The following is a 21,279-nucleotide window of genomic DNA, read 5'->3' as shown; positions in this document are numbered from 1 at the left end:
CCGGCGCTACTTTTTCCGCCTGCGTGACTGCACTAGACTGCGTGCAAGCCATTACCTATCGCAGGAATCAATCATGCTTGAACAAGAGAATCAATTGCCGGCTCTGCTGGCGCCACTGGCCCCAGTCCCCCGCAAGATGCTGATCCGCGGCGCGACGATCATCAGCATGGATGGCAATGTCGGCAATTTGCCGAAGGGCGACATCCTGATCGCCGACGGCGTCATTGCCGCCATCGGCGTGCACCTGGAGGCCGACGGTGCCGAGGTGATCGATGCCGCACAGATGATCGCCATTCCGGGCATGGTCGATACCCATCGGCATTCCTGGGAAGGCCAGCTGCGCCGCATCAATCCGAATGCGGCAACGCTCGAGGACTATTGCAACGCCACCCATTTCTCGTTTGCCAAGTACTACCGGCCGCGCGACATTTACGTGGGCAACCTGCTCACGGCATTGGGCTGCATCGATGCCGGCATCACGACCGTGATCGACAACTCCCACAACAGCCGCACCGCGGCGCACTCCGACGCGGCCGTCGAAGCATTGCTCGACACGGGTATCCGCGCCGTGCACGCATCCGGCGCGCCCGTGTCGGGCGACTGGGATGAGGCGCACTGGCCGGGCAACCTCGCACGCCTGCAGGCCAGGTATTTCGGCAATCCCGACAGCCTGGTGACGCTGGCCATGATGGCGCAGCTGGATCCGGAGCAGTGGGCCGTCGCGCGAGCACTGGGCATTCCCATCGTGACCGAGTTTTTTGGTGGTGGCATGGCAGCCGAGCTCGAAGGCCTGCATCGGCAGGGGCTGCTTGGCAACGACAACATCTTCAACCACTGCACCTGCCTGCCGGAATCCGGCTGGAAAATCTTGCGCGAGGCGGGCGTGCGCGTCAATGTATGCCCGCGCTCGGATGCTCACTACGGTATCGAGGATGGCATGAACGCCTGGCAGGCGGCGTTCCAGCACGGCATACGCCCCGGCCTCAGTGTCGACAACGAGACCTCGTACAGCGGCGACATGTTCATGGAGATGCGCGTGGCGTTCTACCTGCAGCGGGTCTTGGGACATAGCCGGCGCCTGCATGGACATCACCATGCGGCGGCGCCCACCGATGCGTTCCGCTTGCTGGAGGCGGCCACCGTCGACGGCGCCGCGTGCGCGGGACTGGAACAGCGCATCGGCAGCCTGGCGCCCGGCAAGCAGGCCGACCTGGTGTTGATACGGACCGGCGACCTCAACCTGTACCCGGTCAACAACGCCATCGGTACCGTGGTGCACGCGGCAGAGCGCAGCAATATCGATACCGTCATCATCAACGGGCGCGTGCGCAAACGCGGCGGCGTCGTGCTGGGCGTGGATCAGGCAAGGCTGCGCGCCGCGATCGACGAATCCTGCGCTCACCTGTTCAATGCCGCCGGTTACCAGCCAGATCTGTTTGCCGCATCGTTCGCGCCGATCCACCATGCGTAAGCAGCGCCTGATGAACGCGCTACTGCTACCCACCGCTTTCGGCGCGGGCATCGCCATCGCCTTGCAAACCACTTAAACCACTTTGAATGGTCAGCTTGCGCGGGGCATCGGTGGAGACTCCCTGACGGCGTCGCTGGTGTCCTTCACCATCGGCGCGCCGCACTTCGGGCGCCTGGCGCTGCCCGCGGACCGGTTTCACGACTGGCTGGGGCAGTTGACATAAGGAATATGGCAAATGACACGGAGAGCAATGACTTGTTGCAGATCAAAGCCTGTTTTGCTGGCATACGCTAATATCCATGAAATGGGCGCAGTCAGCGCAGTTGAATATCGAGCCTGATATGTGGGTATTTCAAGCGGCACCAGGTATTTTCCTGAGTCGCTTGAATAACGCTGGAAATTAATAAAGAACGATTAGTTCTTCAGGCTGCAAAAGGAAGCATAGTGGTCTTGCGTGTAATAGCGTTCCACCAGCTTGCGTTTGCCCGCCGGAGTCTGCACGAGCAATACCGCGCGATGCGAACCTGCTCCGCCATCGCCGCCGATACCCAGATAATATTCATAATAAATCTCGTCCTTGCCGGCGGCAGGGAGACGCTTTTCATTATTATTGAAGACGGTATTGCCCGGACCGCCCGCCACCGCGCTTGTTTTCGCGTTACGGTATGCGTCGTATTCGCTATTTTGCGGGGTGGGCAGGGTTTTGCTTGGCTCCCTTTTGCCGCAATCGGGGATTTTCGCCGCATAGGCATGGGAAGAGAACAGGGCGCCTGCCACGATAAGACCAAGCGACCAGGTTGTTGCGCGTTGAATTTTCATCGGTAAGCTTTCGTTGGTGCTGCGTTCAATGGATGGGCTATTGCGGATGCGACCGGAATCCGGGCGGTCGGTGTCATCACTGCAATGCTGAATATAGTTGGATTTTTAAAAAGATTACTATTCAATTGTCACGCGCCGATAAATAGCCATATATTTCCTTCAGGAAGATCATATGGGATGCCTTGCAGAAAATAAATACAGAACAAGAAATGGAAAGCAGTCGCGCCGCCATTTGCATTAACGTGACAATGTTTGAGTTTTTTGATCGGAAATTCGTTATGCTTCGAAGAAGTTACTGGCAACAAGCAAGCCAATCCAGGCGTCGCGTTCTCCTGATATTCTGTTATTGGGTATATTCGAGCCGGAATAAAGGATGACTTGATTGCTTTAAATCATTAACCTCTGACAGGAATCTGCATGAGCCATGACCACCTCGGTTGCGCCTGCTGCAACCTACCTCACCTGCCTACGCTGACAAGCGGCCTGTTGACGGGAACCGCACTCAGCGGCGAACTGGACGCGGCGTTCCAGCAGGCATATCCCCAGCAAGCCCAGAAACTGACGCCGCAAGCGACGATTTTCCATAATGGTAATATTCATACCATGGCTGCGGATGGCAGCGACCAGGTGGCGGCGCTGGGCATCGCCGGCGGCACCATCATTGCCACCGGAACGCTGGACGAGGTGCGCCAGGCCATGCAGCCGCATCAGGCAAGCGAGGTGGACCTGGACGGCCGCACCTTGCTGCCGGGCTTCGTCGAACCCCATATGCACATCCTGCCCAGCGCGCTGTACAAGAGCTGGCTGTCGCTCACGCCGTTCCTGAGCGCACCCCGGCAGCAGGAACTGGATCCGGAATACAGTTTCAAGAGCATCAGTTGGCGAATTGGTGCGGCGCTGGGGCAGCCGGACCAGCTGCCGAAAGACAAGAAAGGCAACCCTTGGGTGCTGGGCTTCGGCGTCGATCCCTCGCTGATGCAGTCGTGGGAAGACATCACCGCCAGCGAGCTCGATACGCTGAGCAGCACGGTGCCCATCCTGCTGATGAACTCGTCCGGCCACCTGGCCTATCTTAATACCGCGGCACTGAAGGCGGCGAACATCGAGGATAGCCCTTCCGGCGTGCTCACCGAAATCAGGATCGCCAAGGCGCTGCTGGTTGCGCCGCTGCCCAAGCTGCCGGAGTTTATCGCGTGCCTGAAGCAGGTGCTGGACAGCGCCTCGGTCATGGGCTTTACCAGCGTCTTCGACGCGGGCCTGGGCGCCACCGATGCGCCGCTGGTGGAAATCGGCTTGCTCAAGCTGGCGGCCCATCTCGGTCCCGTGCGCATCGGCGCAGCGCTGTTCACCAAACCCGACGAAAAGGCACTGGACAATTGGCTCGATCATTACAAGCCGGACCTGAATATTCACGGCGACCAGCGTTTCAGCATCAAGGCGATAAAGCTGATCGCGGACGGCTCCAACCAGGGCCTGACCGGTTACCAGAGCCAGCCCTATGCCTGCTCGCATGAACACGCAATACCTGAGGTGCCGCCCACCGGTTTGAGCAACTACCCCGACACGTCCGTGTTTTCCCGCATGCTGGACAAGGCGGTGGGGCGCGGCTGGCCCGTGCTGGTGCACGCCAACGGCGACAAGGCGGTGGAATATGTGCTGGACAGCTACAAGCAGGTATTGACGCCACGGCCAGGCGGCATCAGCGAAGAGGAAGCCTTGAAACGGCGCCAGCTGCGCCTGCGCGTCGAGCACGCCTCGCTGCTGAATGACGAGGCCATCACGAAAATGGCGACACTGCAGTTGAACCCCAGTTTCCTCATCGGCCACGTCGGCTATTGGGGACACACCTTCCAGCAGACCATCTTTGGCCAGGAGCGGGCACAGTTGCTGGACCGCTGCCATTCGGCGCTGCAAGCGGGAATGCGCATCAGCTTGCACTCGGACCATTTCGTCTCGCCGCTGGGCCCCTTGCGCATGATGGAGCAGGCGGTGTTCCGCACCATGGAAGGGGCGGCGGGGAAAGAGGTATTGAATCCGGATGAACGCCTGAGCCGCATGGCGGCATTGCGCGCGGTTACGCTCGATGCCGCCTGGCATTGCCATATGGACCATCTGGTGGGATCGCTGGAAGCCGGCAAGCGGGCCGACCTGGTGATCCTGGCGCAAGACCCGCTGGACGACAACGTGCGCAAGCTGCGCGACATCGTGGTGGAGGAAACCTGGCTGGCAGGGGTGAAAGTATACAGCGCCGCCACATCCGCAGGGGCAGTGACGCGATAAGCAGCCGCAATGTCAAAGCCCCCGATAGCTGCAGGCAGCTACCGGGGGCTTTCAGTTACTGCGGGGCGTCACAGGGTCAGGCCAGCTTGCGCTTGCCTGCGGATACGCGGTTCCAGCCATAGCCGGCGACGATGATGGCCACGATGGCCGCCTGCGCCAGCAAGGTTTCCAGCGTCGGCAGGATGCCCAGCAGGTCGACGCGCATGAAATCGACGGGAGTGACGCCGACCCAGCCCGCTTCCTGCAGCGCGGCCACGCCCTTGCCCATCAGGATCACGGCCAGCACGGCCACGAAGGCGGACGTCCACGAGAAGAATTTGCCGATCGGCATGCGGGCGCTGGTGCGCAGCAAGGCCCAGGCGATCACCACCAGCAGCACGATGGCCACGAGGAAGCCGCCCAGCAGGGCGCCGCCATTGCCGTCCGCCGCCAGCGCGGAATAGAACAGCACGGTTTCAAAGACTTCGCGGTAGACGGCGATGAAAGCCAGGGCGAACAGGCCCCAGGCGGAGCGCCGGGACATGGCCGCCGTGAGTTTCTCGTGCAGGTATTCCTGCCAGCGTCCGGCGCTGCTCTTCTGGTGCATCCACAAGCCCACGCTGAGCAGGACCAGGGCCGCGAACACGGAACCGAGTCCTTCGCTCACTTCACGGCTGGCGCCGCTGATGGTCACCAGATACGTTGCCGCCACCCACGTCAGGCCGCCCGCCACCAGCGCGCTGGCCCAGCCCGCATGCACGTAAGGCAGCACATCGTTGCGCTTGGCCTTGCGCAGGAAGGCGATGATGCCGATCACGATCAGCAGCGCTTCCACGCCTTCGCGCAGCAGGATCGTCAGGGCGCCGACAAAGGTCGTCATCGGCTCGGCCTTGGCGTCGCCCAGTTCCGCTTCCACGTGGGTAAACAGTTGCTGCAGCTTGTCGCCCGCCGCCTCGGCCTCGGCCAGCGTGCCCTTGGCCACGGCGGAACGGTAGGCCAGCATGGCGTTTTCCACGGCCAGCAGCAGGGACTTGTTGCGCGCGCCGACCATCGGCTCGATCGGCTCGAAGCCGTCCAGGTAGGCCGACAGACCCAGGCGTGTGGCGCCCGCGCGGTCGCCCGCATGCATGGCGGCCAGGCTTTCCGCCAGGCGCAAGCGCGACAGGGCCAGGCCGGCCGGCTTGTGCGCCTCGGCCTTCTCAGGATGGCTGCGCAAATACGCCGTCAGCGCTTGCGCCTCGTCCGCGCCCAGCTTGGCGGCGACCGCTTCCTGCGTCAGGGTGGTCACGGCGGCCAGGTCCGCGTACAGCTTTTTGCTGCGTGGATCGTCCTGCCACAGCTTTTCGCCGCGTGCGCTTGCCGCCGCGTCGTGCGACATGCGGCCAATATAGAAAGCCAGGTCCCAGCGCTCGTTGTCGGACAGCTGGCCGAAACTGGCCATCGAGGTGCCGGCCACGCCTTGCGAGATGACCTGGTACAGCGCCATCAGGCTGCGCGACTGCGCCCGTTCGCCATCCGTGAAGGCGATCGGTTTCGGTTCCAGGCCGGCCGCCAGCGGACCGTCGCCGCCGCCGGCCACGCCGTGGCAAGAAGCGCACTGGGCCGCATACAGGGCCGCGCCGCGCGCCAGCTTGGGCAGCGTTTTCGGCGCCACGGGAATCGGGTAGGCGGCGATCAGCAAGCCATTCGCATGGTGCGCCAGGCGCTTGACCTCGGCGCCGTCCGCCTTGGCGACGACGGCTTTGCGCAAATCGGCGATGGCCGCGGCGATGGCCGGCTGCGAGGCGTGGGCGGGCAGGGCGGTGATCTGCGTCGTCGCGTTGTCCGTAAAGTCGAGCATTTCCGCGTATTCCGCCTCGCTGACCACCTTGCCGTGCTCGACGGCGCCGCTGTAATCGACGGCAACGTAATCGATCAATTGCCACAACTGCTTGGCGCCGGCGCCCTGGTCGGCCCCTTGCGCTTGCGCGCCGCCGGCCAGCAACAAGCTGGCGGCCACGAGCGGATAGCATACGAGCCATTTCTTGATAGAACTGAACATGATTCTCATTCTCATTTATCGTCAACCCGGGGACTATAGGACAGACAGTGCGGGGTGTCAACGGCGCACGGGCGTGCGCGGGCGCAAACAGCGCCGTCCTGGTCAATATGCTTGACCAGGACGGCGTGCCTGGAGAATGGAACGAGGAGGGAAGGTTATTGCTTCGATGCCGGTTTCGCGTACAGGCCCCTGGCCAGTCCGTTGTCCGCATCGTCGACTTTCAAGCCGCCCTTGACGACGCGCAAGGCCAGCTTCTGGAAGGCCTGGCCCCGCAACCACTGTGGATCGGTGACGGCGAACGCGGCGATGCGTTCCTGCGCGCGCGCGGGCGGCACGGGCAGCCATTGATAGTCGGCCTTCGCGCCCTGGCGGCGCAAGCCGGCGCGCACCCAGCGTTCCGACGCCGGCATGCGGATGATGGCGTCGCCGTTCGCCACGCTGACGGCCGTGGCCGTCTTGCCGCTTTGCGCTTCGAATTTCACTTCCACGCCGGCCATCGGCCCCACTTGTGGGTAGCCGACGATGGCCACCCACAGGCCCGCTTCGGCGGGTTTCTGGATGCGCATTTCCGCTTCCTCGAACACGCGAAACTGCGGCTCCTTGCCGCCGTTGCCCGCCACCAGGGTCACCAGGTCGCCGGCCACGCGCCACTCGCCGCTGGCTTGCTCGTCGGTATTGCCATAGCTGAGCATCCATTCGAACTTGCCGTCCTTTTTCAGCAGCAGTTCGGAGCCCGTTTCCATCACGCCTTGCAGGTAATAGTGCCCGGGCAAGGAGGACGCGGCCGGCTCGGCCGCGCCGGCGGGTGCGGAGCAGAGGAAGGCGGCGCAGGCCAGCCAGCAAGAGAGAGGGGTTTTCATCGGCGTGTCCTTTATGATATGCAATTGTAGCAACATCCATTGAATGGCCGTCGCACGACACACCGGCGCCGCTCAGTCGTGACTCAATTGCCGCTGAAATCGATCACCACGCGCGAGGCCACCTTGCCATGTTCCAGGCGGCTGAAGATCTCGTTGATGGCCGACAGCGGCTGCAATTCGATGCCGGCCTTGACCTTGCCGGTGGCGGCGAAGGCGAGCGCCTCGGCCATGTCCTGGCGCGTGCCCACGAAGGAACCGCGTATCGTCACGCAATTGGCGACCACGTCGAACAGCGGCGTCGGGAAGTCGCCCGGCGGCAAGCCGACCAATACGCAGGTGCCGCGCTTGCGCGTCATCGCCACGCCTTGCTGGAAGGCATCGATCGACGGCGCCGTGATCAGCACGCCGTGGGCGCCGCCCCCGGTCGCTTCGCGCAAGGCCGCGACGGGGTCGCCCTGGCGCGCATTGATGGTCACTTCGGCGCCCAGGGCGCGCGCGTGCTCGAGCTTGCCTTCATCGATATCGACGGCCGCCACGCGCAAGCCCATGGCCACCGCGTATTCGATGGCCAGGTGGCCCAGTCCGCCGATGCCGGACACGGCCAGCCACTGGCCCGGCCGCGCGCCCGTTTCCTTGATGCCCTTGTAGCTCGTCACGCCGGCGCAGATGATGGGCGCCGCTTGCACGGCGGAAAGACCTGCCGGAATGTGCGCGACGTAGCGCGGATCGGCCAGGATGTACTCGGCGAAGCCGCCATTCCTGGTGTAGCCGCCAAACTGCGCCTCGGCGCACACGGTCTCCCAGGCCGCCAGGCAATGTTCGCAATGGCCGCACGCCGAATACAGCCAGGGCACGCCGACCCGGTCGCCCAGCTGCACTTCCGTCACGCCCGTGCCCACGGCCACCACCAGGCCGATGCCTTCGTGGCCGGGAATGAACGGCGGCGTCGGCTTGACGGGCCAGTCCCCGCGCGCCGCATGCAAATCCGTGTGGCAAACGCCGCACGCTTCCGTCCTGACGAGGATCTGGCCGGGGCCGGGCACCGGCACGGGTACGTCGCGCAGCACCAGCGGCTGGCCCAGTTGCTCGACAACGGCGGCTTTCATGGTTGTGGGTGTCATATGATTCCTTATGAAGTTGGTCATGCGTAACGCAGGGCGCAGGTGCTCTGCCATGGTCAGATCGACAGAGACTTGCGAATGATCATATTCTGCTGCACACGATTCAAAAATTGATTGATCCACATCAACTTATACGGGAAGGGATGGCAGTTACTCAGCTACAAAAACCGGTTCTTGGCCTGTTATTGGTCTATTAGTGGCTTCGGGGCATACAGCGCGCTCTGGAATTCCGGCACGTATTCATACTTCATCATCTTCCCCAGCTTCAATGACTTGAGATACAGCGAGAAGCTGCCATCGCCCAGTTTCAGGCTTGTCGATTTCGCGTTCGTAACGGTGAACAGATGGGCCAAGTCCACGTCCGCGACCCGCACCGTTTCGGCTTCGGCGTGGCCGGGGCGCACAAGATCGCCAGTTACATAGCGAAATACTGCGGCAAAGAAATACAGTGCAGGGCGCTTGACCAGAAACGCTACTTACGCTCCAGAGGCATCGTAGTGCCGGAAGTCCATGTATGGCGGGTACCGTTTTGTACAAATATGCTGCGTGCTGCGCAGGTCGCATTCCAGGCGCTATCAGGTCATTGCATGGACGGCCTACAGACCTGGTGCAACAACAATCTCGGCGTCGTGTACCTAGCGACGGCTCCGGGGTTGCCACAAGTGGTGGACGATTGTCCGTTCTGACAGTTCTCCACCTTGATTGACGGGGAGGAGGGACGTGATATGGCAAATTTTGACGCTAATTCATTGCGGGTACTTGAGCAAATTGAGGATGAATTCCGCAATCAGTACTGGATCATTCGTAACTCCAGGCGCACCAACTGGCGGGCGGTCAACCGTACTAGGATGCTTGGAGATTTCATGTACATGCTCGGAGTTCCGAAATGGGCGGTGCAGCAGGCTCGGTATTGCCTGCGGTTGCGGGTCTGTGAACGCTGTTTTAAAGATGAATGCCGTTGTCATGCGTTCTGCGTAAGAGCTAGACGTGGCGATTTTGAGTGATCAATTTAACGATAATAGTGTTAAAGGTTGATGTTGTTTTCCTTGAATGTATTGGTGCTATAATATTTTTGTCAATTAGGATATGATTTTTTTTGTCCCGACTGTATCTGTGCGTGTCGCCTCTGTGAGGTGATCGATCGCTTTGCGTTCGCAAAGTAAGGACAACATTCAAGGACAGTATGCAGATCAGCAAAATATTCAATCTTAAAAAGACTCAGGCCGAGCTAGATTTTGTGGACATTGATCCCGAGCGCGATATTCAGCTGTACATCGACTCACAGTTGATTGGGGCGTCTAATCATGCATTTGCAGATCGTTGCCATAATACAATTTCTGACTTTTTTTCGTTTTTTTTGGAGCTTATTCAACAGGGTGAGCAAGAGAGAGCTAGAGAACTATTTTCATATCTTTCCGAACCAAATGAAACTTGCCTTGGATCATCGAAAGGCAAACCAAAAGGACGCGGGGTTGGCGATGAACAGGCTGGTGAAATATTTGAAAGTATCATGGCAAGTAAGGCTATTGTGACCGGTGTACTTCACGATCTAGAGGATTTTCGTATTTTCGTTCATGGTGTTGGGCCGGATAAGGTATCTGACATGACGACAAACATCATTAGGAAAAATTTGATCGAGTATACCCAGAGTCAATGCGAACTTCATGGTATTCCAATGATAGACGGCATAGCCACAAATCCGTGGTGGAATGCGGATACTCGACAATGGGAAAGTTCGCACGAGACGATGTTGGTTATAAATGACGAGCCTATTCTTCTCGTTCCAAAGAGTCTTGTTTCCCGGGGAATTGCATTCGATTTTGATAGATACCATCGACACTTCGTGTTGAACTTTGTAAAAATCCAGGAGATTGCATCCAATGGCCCTCATGTTCGTCACAGGAAAGCAAAAAAAGGGCAGGAGGTTGGTGACTCCTATGTAACAAAAAAAGACCTGGCAAAATTCGTTGTACCACCGAACAAAGATTATGTTGCGGAGTTCACCGCAAAACATCCAAAAGTCTTTAAGGATTTTAAAGATTTCACAAAAGGAAATGCGAAGCCGCTGGATAACTCTGAGTTGAATTCGACGACAAACATAGGTGATTTGTGCGCATACCTGATTCAAACATTGATAAATACACCTGTCGGTGCTGAGGATGCTGGAAATTATCACAGTTTGATTGTCGGAATATTGGAACTCATATTTCATCCGACGCTCTCATGTCCGAAGAAAGAGGTTGGCATTAACGATGGTCGAAAACGTATTGACATTACATTTGATAATGCTGCGCGAAGCGGCCAGCTTTTTGATTTGCATCAAATAAAGAAGGTGGCTTGTCCTTACATTATGATCGAATGTAAGAATTATGGTCGCGAAATAGGAAACCCGGAACTGGATCAACTTGCGGGGCGTTTTACGGTTAATAGGGGTAACTTTGGGATGTTACTGTGTCGCTCCGTGGAGAATTATAAACGCCTAATTGATCGGTGCCGCGACCTTTGGAAGGACAAACGAGAACTCATTATCCCGGTACTTGACGACGATCTCGTCTCGATACTGCAAACCAAGGCTCTTGCTCCGACGGACCGTCCAGAGGAAACGTTCTTGGCGGACAGGATTCGGGAAGTAATGCTTGCATGACGTAGTTAAGTGTCAAGACCCGCCTGGTTATAAACACGTTTAACAAATAATTCCGGCTTTTTCGCCTGCCATTTCTTCATTGCCTGAATCGGCGTTTCGTTGTTGAGAGCACGCTGCGGGATGTTGTGGTTATAGATTTTCAGGTAATTGCGCAGTGTTGATTCGAGCTCGGCCCTGGACGCGAAGCGGGTCTGGTTGACGACCTCGCTGATGCGGCCGTTGAAGCGTTCCACCATGCCGTTGGTCTGCGGATGACGTGGCGGGATCAGGCGATGTTCGATCGCCAGTTGCTTGCATAGCATGTCAAACGCGTGCTTGCCGCTGGGAATCCGGTCGCCCGTTTCCGGGTCTTTTTTCCTGCTGCTAAAGGGATCGGTGAACTGGCTGCCATTGTCGGTGAGCAGCTTGACGATGGTGATCGGACAGGCTTTGTTGAGCTTGATCAGGAAGTCGGTGCTACTACTGTCGGACTGGTCGGCATAGATCTCCATGAAGACCCAGCGCGTGGCGCGGTCGATGGCGACGAACAGATAACGGCGTTCGGTTTCGTCAGGCATCTGCGGCAAGTACTTGATATCCATATGTAAAAAGCCGGGCTCGTAGTCCTTGAACGACTTTTTGGTGACGGGCTGATCGGTTTCCCGGGCGGCCAGTTCAAGCAGGCTGGAGACACCATGGCGACGCAGGCAGCGCCCCAGGGCGGCGCGCGAAAGCGCTGGATTGACGAACTCGCGGGCCACCGCCAGCAGGTCGTCGGTGGGCAGCAGCAGCGTGGTGCGCAGCTCCACGACGATCAATTCCTGCGCAGGCGTGAGCGTGGTGTGCATGGTACGTGGCCGGTGCGAAAGATCCTCGGCGCTGTCGCGGTTCTGCCATTTGCGGATCGTCAGACGACTAACGTTGTAGCGTTCAGCCAGTTCCCGTTGAGAGAGCGTCGATTTGCGGATTTCGTCACGAATCAGATGAGTGGTGCGGGCTTGGCTGTGAAGGGCTTGGCTCATGGCGCTGGTAGTTGGGTGACAGGATTCAACAGTGTACTCAAAAGCAACCTGGCCCTGAAAAATGGCAGGCTGCGAGTTGGAATATGATCACCCATATCTAAACAGTTAAGCAATGAAGAGAAGATTTCGATGTGTAGGTGAAGAGGATTGATGTCGTATGCAGCCCCTGGGAATCTGGATTGTACAAATTTCCCGGGGACTAATACTTCATAGATGTTCGGGGCGGCACTTTGGAAATGCCGCTATAAGTATCTGTAACCTCCGCTTTTCATTTGACATAATATAAATTATGCGAAGTTATGGGTGAATTTGAGAAAACCCCCATTTTGCCAACTCCCCAATCGCAAATGCGATTTCTCCCATCGGCGTGCCGCTGTCGCCGCCGCTGGCCAGCGGCACTTGAGCACGCTACATGAAATATGGCTTGTCCCCGTCCGTGTTCGGTTTGTTCACGCCCAGGTTGGCGTGCCGGTGCAAGTCTGGCGCTTCGATGATGCTGGCGATCAGGTCGGCCACGCTCTTGCGCGATACCACGGTGCCTTTGAATGGCGCGTGGCGCGGCGTCAGTTCGTAGTCGACTTCGTCTTCGTTCGTCATCCAGGCTGGACGCACGATCGTGTATGCCAGGCCCGATGCTTCGATGGCGTCGGCGGCGCGGCGGAACGGTTTCAGGTCTTCGGCCAGCATGGCGTTGTTCCAGGCGCCGAATTTGCCGGGAACTTCATCGTAGATGCCCATCGACAGCACGAATACCAGGCGTTCGACACCTGAGGCCCGCATGGCGGCAATAATGCTGTTGGCCTGGTCTTCCATATCGTCGCCCACCAGATTGGCGTAGACCAGGTCGTGTCCGGGCATCGTTTGCCGCAGCAATGCCTGGTCCAGCACGTCGCCGGCCAGCACGCTGCCGTTTGCCGGGACTGGCGTGGGCAACCTGGCGGGATTGCGCAGCAACAGCGTCAAGGCGATGTCGTCACGGCCCGCCAAGGCGCGGATGACCCATTGCGCCACCTGTCCGCCTGCACCCAGTATCAATATCTTTTTCATCATTTTCGCTTTCATCATGGCATGGTGTCTTCCAGGAAGTTACAGGCTTTCTTTAACAAATGGAACTGGGCGCGCTGGAAACCAGGATATAGCTTGCCGATGCGTGCCGGCCGATTGCCTTGTCCCGTGCAGATGCTGCTGGATCTGTCGCGCGTGCCGCCTGCCGATTTGCGCCACGAAACCGCACCGTAGCTGCGGTGCGTCGTCCTCCCTTCCCCGCCCTGCTCCCGGCGTCATTCCGGACACCATACCAGCGCGCTGAAAAACAGCCACTGGTATGGCTCGCATCGCCATTTTCCCGGGAGCAGATGGCAACTGGTATTGTGGTCTTGCGCAAAGAATAAAACCAGTTGACTACCACCTGCAATGCTTGCACTCTGAAAAAATCGGACGGTGTCCAGCCGGTCGGTCAAAAAATACACAAGGAGATGCAATGAACCGGACAGTCATGAATACCCTCATCCTTACCCTCTTCGGCGGCACCCTGGCCGCCTGCGGTGGCGGCAGCGGCGGCGGATCCAGCGGCGGCGCGAGCCAGCTGCTGGCCGGTGCGAGCGCAGCAGTGGCCTGCTACACGCCATGGAATAGCGGCACCGCCTACAACGGCGGCGGCCAGGCCAGCTACAACAACGTCAATTACACGGCCAACTGGTGGACGCAAGGAAATAACCCGTCGACCAGCAGCGGCGGCGCCGGCAGCGGCCAGCCGTGGACGGCGGTGGGAGAGTGCGGCACCCCGACTCCTACGCCAACCCCGACACCCACACCTACTCCGACACCGACTCCAACCCCAACCCCGACACCGACTCCAACACCGACTCCGACGCCGACGCCTACCCCGACTCCAACGCCAACACCGACGCCCACCGGCCTGGCCAAGCATGCGTTGATCGGCTACTGGCACAACTTTACCAACCCCAGCGGCGCCACGTATCCGATCAGCCAGGTCAGCGATGACTGGGATGTGATCGTCGTCTCGTTCGGCGACAACGCGGGCGGCGGCAATGTCAGCCTGACCATCGATCCGGGCGCGGGCACGGAGGCGCAATTCATCGCCGACGTGGCCGCCAAGCGGGCCAAGGGCAAGAAGGTCATCCTGTCGCTGGGCGGGCAAAACGGTTCCGTTTCGGTCGGCAACACGGCCGAAGCCACCAATTTCACCAACAGCCTGTACGCCATCATCACCAAATATGGCTTCGACGGCATCGACCTGGACCTGGAAAACGGCGTGGCGCAAGGCGCGGCCATCCAGACCTATCTGCCGATCGCCGTGAAAAACCTGAAAACCAAGGTCGGCAACGGTTTTTACCTGTCGATGGCGCCGGAATGGGTGTATGTGGAAGGGGGATACACGAGCTATGGCAGCATCTGGGGCGCCTACATTCCCATCATCAATGCCTTGCGCAGCGAGCTGACGGTGCTGCACCCGCAGTACTACAACAATGGCGACATCTACACGCCGTACGCCACGGGCGCCATCAAGGCCGGCTCGGCCGACCAGCTGGTGGCCACGGCGCGCATGCTGATCGAAGGGTTTAACTATGGCGGCAACACCTTCGCCGGCCTGCGTCCGGACCAGGTGGGCTTTGGCGTGCCGTCGGGCCGCAGCTCGGCCGGCTCGGGTTTCACGACGAATGCCGACGTCAGCAATGCACTGAATTGCCTGACGCGCCTGCTCAATTGCGGCACCATCAAGCCGCTGCAGGCGTATCCGGACTTCCGCGGCGTGATGACGTGGTCGATCAACTGGGACCGCCACGACAACTATAACTTCTCCGCGCCGACGAAGAACGTGCTGAAGACCTTGCCGTAAGGCGCCAGACAGGCCGGAGCAGGACTGCCCTCCTCCGGCCTGCACTATCTATATAGGCGTGCTCACGCCAGGGACTGGTATACCAGCCGGTCCCGGTCGCCGACCAGGCTGTGCAGCACGCGGTCGCGCCAGCCTGGCTTGCCGCCATGGGCCAGCACATGCCGGGCGTAGGCGCAAAAGCGGGCAGCGTCGAGATGTTCGGCGCGCGCGATTCCGCCAAAACGCCCATCCTGCACGAAGAACCGCAGGCGCCACGTGATTTCCGTCGCGCCTGCCACAACGGTTCTTTGGCCTTCTTCACGCGTAACGGACAATTGAATCAGGTCCGCGTGGCGCTGCCGCAGCTGGCAAAACAGGCTCCAGGCCAGCATGTCGGCCTGGTAGTGGCAGGTCGACACCCCGCGCACCAGCGGATAGTGCCCGGTCCGCCGAGCTAGGCGGTCGCAGGCGAACTTCGCCACCACCGTGCGGTGATTGCCGCCGCCATCGGTGTACCAATTCTCGCCATCGATGGAGCCGAGCCGGATGCCATTGTCGAGTTCGCCGTTGAAATAATAGTCGGGGTTGCGCTCATATCGGGCAAAGACGTCGCGCATCTTGCCCGGCCGGTATTGCGGTTCCAGCACGGCGTCGCGCCACGATTGTCCCGCATAGTGGTCCGTCTGGCCCACCACATTGCGCATGTCCATGTGCGCGTCGCGCCGCCGGCATACGCGCACGACGAAATCGTCGAGGCTGGCACCATGTTGCGCAGGAAACATATCGCGCCATTCGGCAATCAGTTGCTGCGACCACGGCTGCGGCGCCGCCAGGATGTCATCCAACAGGGTCGTCATTCATTTCTCCCATGCGCCAGAAAATACTGGCCTGCTTGGTATAGGGAGCGCAGGCGCTGTGTGACGGCTAAAACACGACATTTCATAAAATACAATCGATCTAACTTTGTAAATAGTTTTTCACTATTGTCGCGGTTGACATATTTTACTTCCTTTTGTAAATGAGAATCGTTACTATCTAAATCAAGGATAAGCGAATTCAACAGAAAAGGAGGCTCCCTTGTTCACCGCCATCAAAACAGTCAGCCAGGTTTGCACGCACATGTCGATCGCCTTCGGCCTCGCCTATTTGCTGACGGGGTCCCTGGCGCTCGGCGGCTTGGCCGCCATCATCGAGCCGGTCATCAACGTGGCCCTGCTGCCATGGCACGAAAAAGCCTGGCACGCGATCCGCCGCCGCTACGCCGCCAGCCGCCTGGGCTTTGCCGCCCTGGCCGGCGAAAAGCTCAGCCAGACGGCCCTGCACATGGGCGTGGCCTTCGGCGTCATGTACTGGGCCACGGGTTCCATGGCCTTTGGCGGCTTGCTGGCCGTGGTCGAGCCGATCTGCAACGTGATCGTCCTGCCCTTCCACGATCGGCTGTGGGAAAAAGCCCGCTTTCGCCTGGAAGGCCGGGGCGCGGCCCGTCTCGCCGCCCTGTAATCGCCCTGCTTAATTCCCTGCCCACACGGCCGGGCGACGCTGCTCCCACGGCGCCGCCCGCTCCAGCTGCCCAGCCAGGCGCAGCAGCACGCCATCCTTGGCATAGCCCGCCATGAACTGCATGCCGATCGGCACACCCTCATGTGACATGCCCAGCGGCACGGACATGGCGGGCAAGCCCGCCACGTTGGCCAGCGGCGTGTAGGGCGTATGCTCGAACAGGCGCGCCGTCCAGTCAACACCGTCAAGCTGTTCCTCCTTTTCGCCATAGCGTCCCAGCGGCCATGGCAGATCCGGCATGGTGGGCGTCAGCAAGACGTCGTACTGGCCGAACACGGCGCCGGCGTGGCGCGTGACCGTGTTGCGCACGTCGAGGGCCGCCACAAAGTCCACCGCCGAGACCGTCTTGCCATGGCGGTAGCAGGCCAGGGTCGCCGCTTCCAGGGTCTCCAGCGACACGGCGCGTCCGCTTTCCTGCGCCAGGCCATCGATCCACGGCACGAGGTTGGCGCACCAGATGCTGGCGTTGGCGTGCACGAAGGCCTCCCACGACACGCCCAGCGCAGGTTGCACTTCTTCCACGTGGTGGCCCAGGCTTTCCAGCAGGCGCACGGTCGCGTCCAGCGCGCTATTCACGGCAGCCACAGGATGGGCGCCATTGCAGGCGGCGCGCTGCACGCCGATGCGCAGCTGGCCCGGTTCCTGGCTCACCTGCGACAGCCAGCTGTGGCTGGGCGGACTCGTCACATACGGCTCGCCCGGCAAGACTCGCTGCACGGCATCGAGCAAGGCGGCACTGTCGCGCACCGTACGGCTCACGCCCAGTTGCACGCCCAGGCCGCTGAATATCTCGTCCATGGCGGGACCGTTCGAGACCCGCCCTCGGCTCGGTTTGAGGCCGAACAGGCCCGTCGAGGCGGCCGGCACGCGGATGGAACCGGCCGCATCCGTCGCATGGGCCAGCGGCACGATGCCGGCCGCCACGGCCGCCGCCGCGCCGCCGCTGGAGCCGCCCGCGCTCAAGGCCAGGTGCCACGGATTGCGCGTGGCGCCGTACAGCACGGGTTCCGTGGTGGTGGCAAACGCCATTTCAGGGGTACTCGTGCGGCCGAACGTCGCCAGGCCGGCTGCGCGGAATTGCGTCATCAGGTGGGAATCAAAGGGCGCGACATGGCCGGCGCCCAGGCGGCTGCCCGCCTCGCTGCGCCGGCCCGCCATCGTGACGGCCACGTCCTTGATCAGGAAGGGCACGCCGGCGAACGGCGCCGCGTTGTCGATGGCGAACACGTCCGCCGGCCACAGCTCGACCACGGCGTTGATCAGCGGGTTGACGGCGGCGCAGGCGCGCACGGCCGCGTCGTGCAATTCGGCGGCGCTGACGTGGCCATCGCGCAGCAGCTGGGCCAGTCCCAGGCCATCAAAGCTTGTATATTCATGGAGTTGCATCAGTTAGCTCCTGTAATGGATGAAGAGTGGAAAGCACAGGAATTACTGTAGGGCTTGCGCTATCATTGCGGAAATGAATAAAGTAAATACTAGGTATAGTCATGGACAATTTGCGTAAGCTGGATTTGAATTTGCTGCTGACCCTGAACGCCCTCTTGATCGAGCGCAACGTCACGCGGGCGGCCGCGCGGCTGCACCTGAGCCAGCCGTCCGTCAGCGTGCAGCTGGGCAAGCTGCGCGCCGCCTTCGACGATCCCCTGCTGTTACCCGGCCCGCGCGGCATGCTGCCCACGGCGCGCGCGCTGGCCCTGTTCGCGCCCTTGCAAGCCGTCCTGGCCCAGCTCGAGCAAGTCTTGCAGCCGGAGTCGGCGTTCGACCCGGCCACGGCCCAGGTGCGCTGGAACCTGGCGGCGGCCGACGCCACCGAGTATGCGATCCTGCTGCCCATGCTGCCATCTCTGCGCGCGCAAGCGCCGCTGTCGCGCATGGCCGTGTTCGAAGCGGTGCCGGCGCGCATGGCGCACGCGCTGGAAAGCGGCCAGGTCGACCTGGGCTTTTTGGCACAGGAAGAAGCGCCGCCCGGCTTGCGCCACCGCACTTTGTTCACGGAACACTACGTGCTGGCGGGCCGCCGCGACCACCCGCTGCTGCAATCGCCGCCCGACCTCGATCAATTCTGCGCACTGGAATTCATCGTCGTCTCGCCCAACGGCGGCGGTTTCCGCAGCAACGTCGATACGGCGCTGCGACAGCTGGGGCGGACGCGCAAGGTGGTGCTGTCCGTGCCGCATTTCCTCATCGTCCCACCCCTGCTGGCGGCGTCCGACATGGTGGCCCTGCTGCCGTCGCGCCTGCTGAAAAACGCGCTGGGCGCACTGCGCACGTGGGAGCCGCCCGTCAGCCTGCCCGATTACGAGATGGCCATGGTGTGGCACGAGCGCATGCATTTGGACCCGGCGCACCGCTGGCTGCGCGAGCGCATCATGGGCGGCTTGTAGGCTGCCTACACGATTTTTCAGGCGAAGACACTAGGGAAGATTACCTAGTTAATCGAAAGAAACTCCCAATTTTCGCCGTGGTGACGAATGCGTAAGCTTGCGCGCAATAATAAAGGGTCACCATGAACGCCATTTCCATCCTGCATCGCGGCTCGCGCCGCCCTCCTGCCTTCTTCTTTCCCATCACGACCTGGCTGCTGTTCCTGGGCATGCTGGCCTGCTGCGCCAGCGCCGTGGCCGCACCTGCGCCTGCGCCCACGGCCTCGGCCGAGCTGATCAAGCGCGGCGAGTATGTTGCCCGCCTGGGCGACTGCGTGGCCTGCCACACGAGTCCGAACGGCGCCGCCATGGCCGGCGGCCTGGAACTGAAAACGCCGTTCGGCACCATCTACAGCACGAATATCACGCCCGACGCGAAGACGGGTCTGGGCACGTACACCTTCGCGCAATTCGACCGCGCCATGCGCAAGGGCGTGGCGGCGGATGGTCACAATCTGTATCCGGCCATGCCCTACCCTTCCTACGCGAAGATCACGCCCGACGACATGCAGGCCCTGTACGCCTATTTGCAGCGTGGCGTGGCGCCCGTGGCGCAACAAAACCGCGCAACGGACATGAAATGGCCGTTCAGCATGCGCTGGGGCTTGTCACTGTGGAACGCGGTCTTCCTCGACGACGCGCCATTCAAGCCCGACAGCGCCAAGTCGGCCAAGTGGAACCGGGGCAGCTATCTGGCCCAGGGGCTCGGCCATTGCGGCTCTTGCCACACGCCGCGCGGCGTGGCTTTCCAGGAAAAAACCATGGGCCAGGATGGCGGCAGCGGCAAGCTCTACTTATCCGGCTTCACCTTCGACGGCTGGCATGCGGTCAACCTGCGCAATCTGTGGACGCCGGCCGACATCGTGCAATTGCTGAAAACGGGCCGCAACAGCTTCGGCACGGCGGCCGGCAGCATGACGGAAGTCATCACGCACAGCACGCAGTACTTCACGGATGCCGACCTCGACGCGCTGGCGCACTACCTGCACGGCTTGTCGGCCAAGCCGGGCGCGCCAGTGCCGCAGAGCAAACCGGCGCCTGCTGTCGCGGCCGGCAACGATGCGCTGTACAACACGCGCGGCGGCCTCGGCTACCTGCAGTTTTGCGCCACCTGCCACCGCCGCGACGGCCGTGGCGTGGACAACATCTTCCCGCCGCTGGCGCAAAACGACTCGGTGCAATCGAAGGACGCCACCTCCGTCATCCATATCGCGTTGACGGGCTGGCAGTCGGCCGTCACGCAACAGTCGCCGCGCTCCTTCGGCATGCCCGCGTATGACCGCCTGTCGGACACGGAACTGGCGGAAATCCTCACCTTCGTGCGCGGCAAGTGGGGCAATCAGGGCGCGCCCGTCACGCCTGCGCAGATCGCCAGGGTGCGCAAGGAGCTCAAGCTCAAGGCGCCGGACGCGGGCGGCTTCGTCACGCCCCGCTTCGCCGCCCTGACGGCCGATCCGAATGCCAGTCAATTGATCCACGGCATGCAGCTGATGACGGAAACGCGCGCCCGCCTGCCGCAAAACGTGGGCAATGACCTCAATTGCAGCAGTTGCCACCTGAATGGCGGCACGGTGGCCAACGGTTCGCCCTTCCTCGGCATTTCCGCCTTCTTCCCGGCGGAAGCGCCGCGCGCCGGCAAGGTGATCAGCTTGGGCGAGCGCATCAACGGCTGCTTCCGCCGTTCCATGCACGGCAAGCCGCTGCCCGTGGACGGTCCCGACCTGCAGGCGATGGTCGCCTACATCGACTGGATGAAGGGCGCCACGCAGGCGAACGACAAGGTACCGGGACGCGGCGTGGCGAAGATAGCCCGCAGCCTGCTGCCCGATCCCGTGCACGGCAAAAAAGTGTATGCCGAGCAATGCGCCGTCTGCCATGGCGCGAATGGCGAGGGCATGCGGGGCGCCAATGGCGTGGTCGCCTTCCCGCCGCTGTGGGGCGAGCGTTCCTTCAATATCGGCGCCGGCATGGCCCGCACCTACACGGCGGCCGGCTTCGTCAAGGCCAACATGGTGATGGGCCACGGCCAGAAATTCCCGCTGGGCCAGGGCAACCTGTCCGACCAGGACGCCGTCGACGTGGCCGAGTATTTTACGCACATGCCGCGCCCGGACTTCCCCGACAAGGTCAAGGACTGGCCGAAGGGCGGCAAGCCCAAGGATGCGCGCTACTGAATCGTGCTTCCTGCGGCGGCGTTCCTGCTAGCCGCCGCCCGCCTGTGATACGCTGCTCGCTCCACCA

General features: G+C 61.1%; 17 protein-coding genes. 8 read left to right on the top strand and 9 right to left on the bottom strand.

All coding sequences use genetic code 11. The features are described from left to right. Positions 1 to 73 precede the first annotated feature (73 nt). Positions 74 to 1,471 carry an amidohydrolase family protein gene (locus tag J0O65_RS22480; protein WP_215409401.1) on the top strand — a complete coding sequence of 466 codons (1,398 nt, stop codon included), beginning with the start codon at positions 74 to 76 and terminating at the stop codon, positions 1,469 to 1,471. Positions 1,472 to 1,885: 414 nt separating this feature from the next. Here the strand turns inward: J0O65_RS22480 and J0O65_RS22475 are convergent, their stop codons facing one another. Further along, positions 1,886 to 2,290, bottom strand: coding sequence for a ribonuclease domain-containing protein (locus J0O65_RS22475; RefSeq protein ID WP_077404535.1), 405 nt, complete (start codon positions 2,288 to 2,290; stop codon positions 1,886 to 1,888). 417 nt (positions 2,291 to 2,707) lie between these two features. Between J0O65_RS22475 and J0O65_RS22470 the strand changes: the two genes are divergently transcribed. Further along, entirely contained in the window at positions 2,708 to 4,570 is a 1,863-nt protein-coding gene (locus J0O65_RS22470; protein WP_215409400.1) for an amidohydrolase, read from the top strand. A 76-nt stretch (positions 4,571 to 4,646) separates the two neighbouring features. Here J0O65_RS22470 and J0O65_RS22465 read toward each other — a convergent pair whose 3' ends face one another. From J0O65_RS22465 to J0O65_RS22450, 4 genes are all read right to left on the bottom strand, one after another. Further along, positions 4,647 to 6,590: a cytochrome c/FTR1 family iron permease gene (locus J0O65_RS22465; protein ID WP_215409399.1), complete on the bottom strand. Its 1,944-nt coding sequence runs from the start codon at positions 6,588 to 6,590 to the stop codon at positions 4,647 to 4,649. Between the two features lie 155 nt (positions 6,591 to 6,745). Next, complete coding sequence (locus tag J0O65_RS22460; protein WP_215409398.1) at positions 6,746 to 7,450, bottom strand: hypothetical protein; 705 nt, start codon at positions 7,448 to 7,450, stop codon at positions 6,746 to 6,748. An 83-nt stretch (positions 7,451 to 7,533) separates the two neighbouring features. Continuing rightward, positions 7,534 to 8,571: a zinc-dependent alcohol dehydrogenase gene (locus J0O65_RS22455; protein WP_251373903.1), complete on the bottom strand. Its 1,038-nt coding sequence runs from the start codon at positions 8,569 to 8,571 to the stop codon at positions 7,534 to 7,536. 182 nt (positions 8,572 to 8,753) lie between these two features. Further along, positions 8,754 to 8,975: a hypothetical protein gene (locus J0O65_RS22450; RefSeq protein ID WP_215409397.1), complete on the bottom strand. Its 222-nt coding sequence runs from the start codon at positions 8,973 to 8,975 to the stop codon at positions 8,754 to 8,756. 321 nt (positions 8,976 to 9,296) lie between these two features. Here J0O65_RS22450 and J0O65_RS22445 point away from each other — a divergent pair, with 321 nt between their 5' ends. Continuing rightward, on the top strand, positions 9,297 to 9,575 hold the full coding sequence (locus J0O65_RS22445) for a hypothetical protein (protein WP_215409396.1): 279 nt from the start codon (positions 9,297 to 9,299) through the stop codon (positions 9,573 to 9,575). A 179-nt stretch (positions 9,576 to 9,754) separates the two neighbouring features. Further along, a complete protein-coding gene (locus J0O65_RS22440) occupies positions 9,755 to 11,215 on the top strand; it encodes a DUF8370 family protein (RefSeq protein WP_215409395.1) in 1,461 nt (486 codons plus the stop codon). A 5-nt stretch (positions 11,216 to 11,220) separates the two neighbouring features. On the opposite strand, the gene J0O65_RS22435 is transcribed toward J0O65_RS22440, so the two are convergent. Together J0O65_RS22435 and J0O65_RS22430 are read right to left on the bottom strand one after the other, a co-directional pair. Beyond that, positions 11,221 to 12,216: an IS481 family transposase gene (locus J0O65_RS22435; protein WP_215409394.1), complete on the bottom strand. Its 996-nt coding sequence runs from the start codon at positions 12,214 to 12,216 to the stop codon at positions 11,221 to 11,223. A gap of 408 nt (positions 12,217 to 12,624) precedes the next feature. Beyond that, the gene (locus J0O65_RS22430) at positions 12,625 to 13,281 is read right to left on the bottom strand and encodes an SDR family oxidoreductase (RefSeq protein ID WP_251373902.1); all 657 of its coding nucleotides are present in this window, start codon (positions 13,279 to 13,281) and stop codon (positions 12,625 to 12,627) included. A 430-nt stretch (positions 13,282 to 13,711) separates the two neighbouring features. On the opposite strand from J0O65_RS22430, the gene J0O65_RS22425 reads away from it, so the two are divergent. After that, the gene (locus J0O65_RS22425) at positions 13,712 to 15,076 is read left to right on the top strand and encodes a chitinase (protein WP_285896813.1); all 1,365 of its coding nucleotides are present in this window, start codon (positions 13,712 to 13,714) and stop codon (positions 15,074 to 15,076) included. A gap of 62 nt (positions 15,077 to 15,138) precedes the next feature. On the opposite strand, the gene J0O65_RS22420 is transcribed toward J0O65_RS22425, so the two are convergent. Continuing rightward, entirely contained in the window at positions 15,139 to 15,912 is a 774-nt protein-coding gene (locus tag J0O65_RS22420) for a hypothetical protein (RefSeq protein WP_215409393.1), read from the bottom strand. Positions 15,913 to 16,132: 220 nt separating this feature from the next. Between J0O65_RS22420 and J0O65_RS22415 the strand changes: the two genes are divergently transcribed. Continuing rightward, a complete protein-coding gene (locus tag J0O65_RS22415; protein ID WP_215409392.1) occupies positions 16,133 to 16,555 on the top strand; it encodes a DUF2061 domain-containing protein in 423 nt (140 codons plus the stop codon). A 9-nt stretch (positions 16,556 to 16,564) separates the two neighbouring features. On the opposite strand, the gene J0O65_RS22410 is transcribed toward J0O65_RS22415, so the two are convergent. Then, on the bottom strand, positions 16,565 to 18,001 hold the full coding sequence (locus J0O65_RS22410; RefSeq protein WP_215409391.1) for an amidase: 1,437 nt from the start codon (positions 17,999 to 18,001) through the stop codon (positions 16,565 to 16,567). 101 nt (positions 18,002 to 18,102) lie between these two features. Between J0O65_RS22410 and J0O65_RS22405 the strand changes: the two genes are divergently transcribed. Next, positions 18,103 to 18,999: a LysR family transcriptional regulator gene (locus tag J0O65_RS22405; RefSeq protein ID WP_215409390.1), complete on the top strand. Its 897-nt coding sequence runs from the start codon at positions 18,103 to 18,105 to the stop codon at positions 18,997 to 18,999. Between the two features lie 209 nt (positions 19,000 to 19,208). After that, positions 19,209 to 21,212, top strand: a complete 2,004-nt coding sequence (locus tag J0O65_RS22400) for a c-type cytochrome (RefSeq protein WP_251373920.1) — start codon at positions 19,209 to 19,211, stop codon at positions 21,210 to 21,212. The last annotated feature ends 67 nt before the right edge of the window (positions 21,213 to 21,279 follow it).

The organism is Janthinobacterium sp. JC611 (genome assembly GCF_018682595.1).
In the GTDB taxonomy this organism is placed as follows: domain Bacteria; phylum Pseudomonadota; class Gammaproteobacteria; order Burkholderiales; family Burkholderiaceae_D; genus Janthinobacterium.
The sequence above is the reverse complement of the archived record's forward strand: the minus strand, read 5'-3'. Positions and strand labels throughout refer to the sequence as shown.

What these genes read in the sequence shown, in the direction of transcription:
- J0O65_RS22480 (WP_215409401.1), top strand. Translation starts at nt 74, where the DNA reads ATGCTTGAACAAGAGAATCAATTGCCGGCTCTGCTGGCGCCACTGGCC.
- J0O65_RS22475 (WP_077404535.1), bottom strand. Translation starts at nt 2,290, where the DNA reads ATGAAAATTCAACGCGCAACAACCTGGTCGCTTGGTCTTATCGTGGCA.
- J0O65_RS22470 (WP_215409400.1), top strand. Translation starts at nt 2,708, where the DNA reads ATGAGCCATGACCACCTCGGTTGCGCCTGCTGCAACCTACCTCACCTG.
- J0O65_RS22465 (WP_215409399.1), bottom strand. Translation starts at nt 6,590, where the DNA reads ATGTTCAGTTCTATCAAGAAATGGCTCGTATGCTATCCGCTCGTGGCC.
- J0O65_RS22460 (WP_215409398.1), bottom strand. Translation starts at nt 7,450, where the DNA reads ATGAAAACCCCTCTCTCTTGCTGGCTGGCCTGCGCCGCCTTCCTCTGC.
- J0O65_RS22455 (WP_251373903.1), bottom strand. Translation starts at nt 8,571, where the DNA reads ATGACACCCACAACCATGAAAGCCGCCGTTGTCGAGCAACTGGGCCAG.
- J0O65_RS22445 (WP_215409396.1), top strand. Translation starts at nt 9,297, where the DNA reads ATGGCAAATTTTGACGCTAATTCATTGCGGGTACTTGAGCAAATTGAG.
- J0O65_RS22440 (WP_215409395.1), top strand. Translation starts at nt 9,755, where the DNA reads ATGCAGATCAGCAAAATATTCAATCTTAAAAAGACTCAGGCCGAGCTA.
- J0O65_RS22435 (WP_215409394.1), bottom strand. Translation starts at nt 12,216, where the DNA reads ATGAGCCAAGCCCTTCACAGCCAAGCCCGCACCACTCATCTGATTCGT.
- J0O65_RS22430 (WP_251373902.1), bottom strand. Translation starts at nt 13,281, where the DNA reads ATGATGAAAGCGAAAATGATGAAAAAGATATTGATACTGGGTGCAGGC.
- J0O65_RS22425 (WP_285896813.1), top strand. Translation starts at nt 13,712, where the DNA reads ATGAATACCCTCATCCTTACCCTCTTCGGCGGCACCCTGGCCGCCTGC.
- J0O65_RS22420 (WP_215409393.1), bottom strand. Translation starts at nt 15,912, where the DNA reads ATGACGACCCTGTTGGATGACATCCTGGCGGCGCCGCAGCCGTGGTCG.
- J0O65_RS22410 (WP_215409391.1), bottom strand. Translation starts at nt 18,001, where the DNA reads ATGCAACTCCATGAATATACAAGCTTTGATGGCCTGGGACTGGCCCAG.
- J0O65_RS22405 (WP_215409390.1), top strand. Translation starts at nt 18,103, where the DNA reads ATGGACAATTTGCGTAAGCTGGATTTGAATTTGCTGCTGACCCTGAAC.
- J0O65_RS22400 (WP_251373920.1), top strand. Translation starts at nt 19,209, where the DNA reads ATGCTGGCCTGCTGCGCCAGCGCCGTGGCCGCACCTGCGCCTGCGCCC.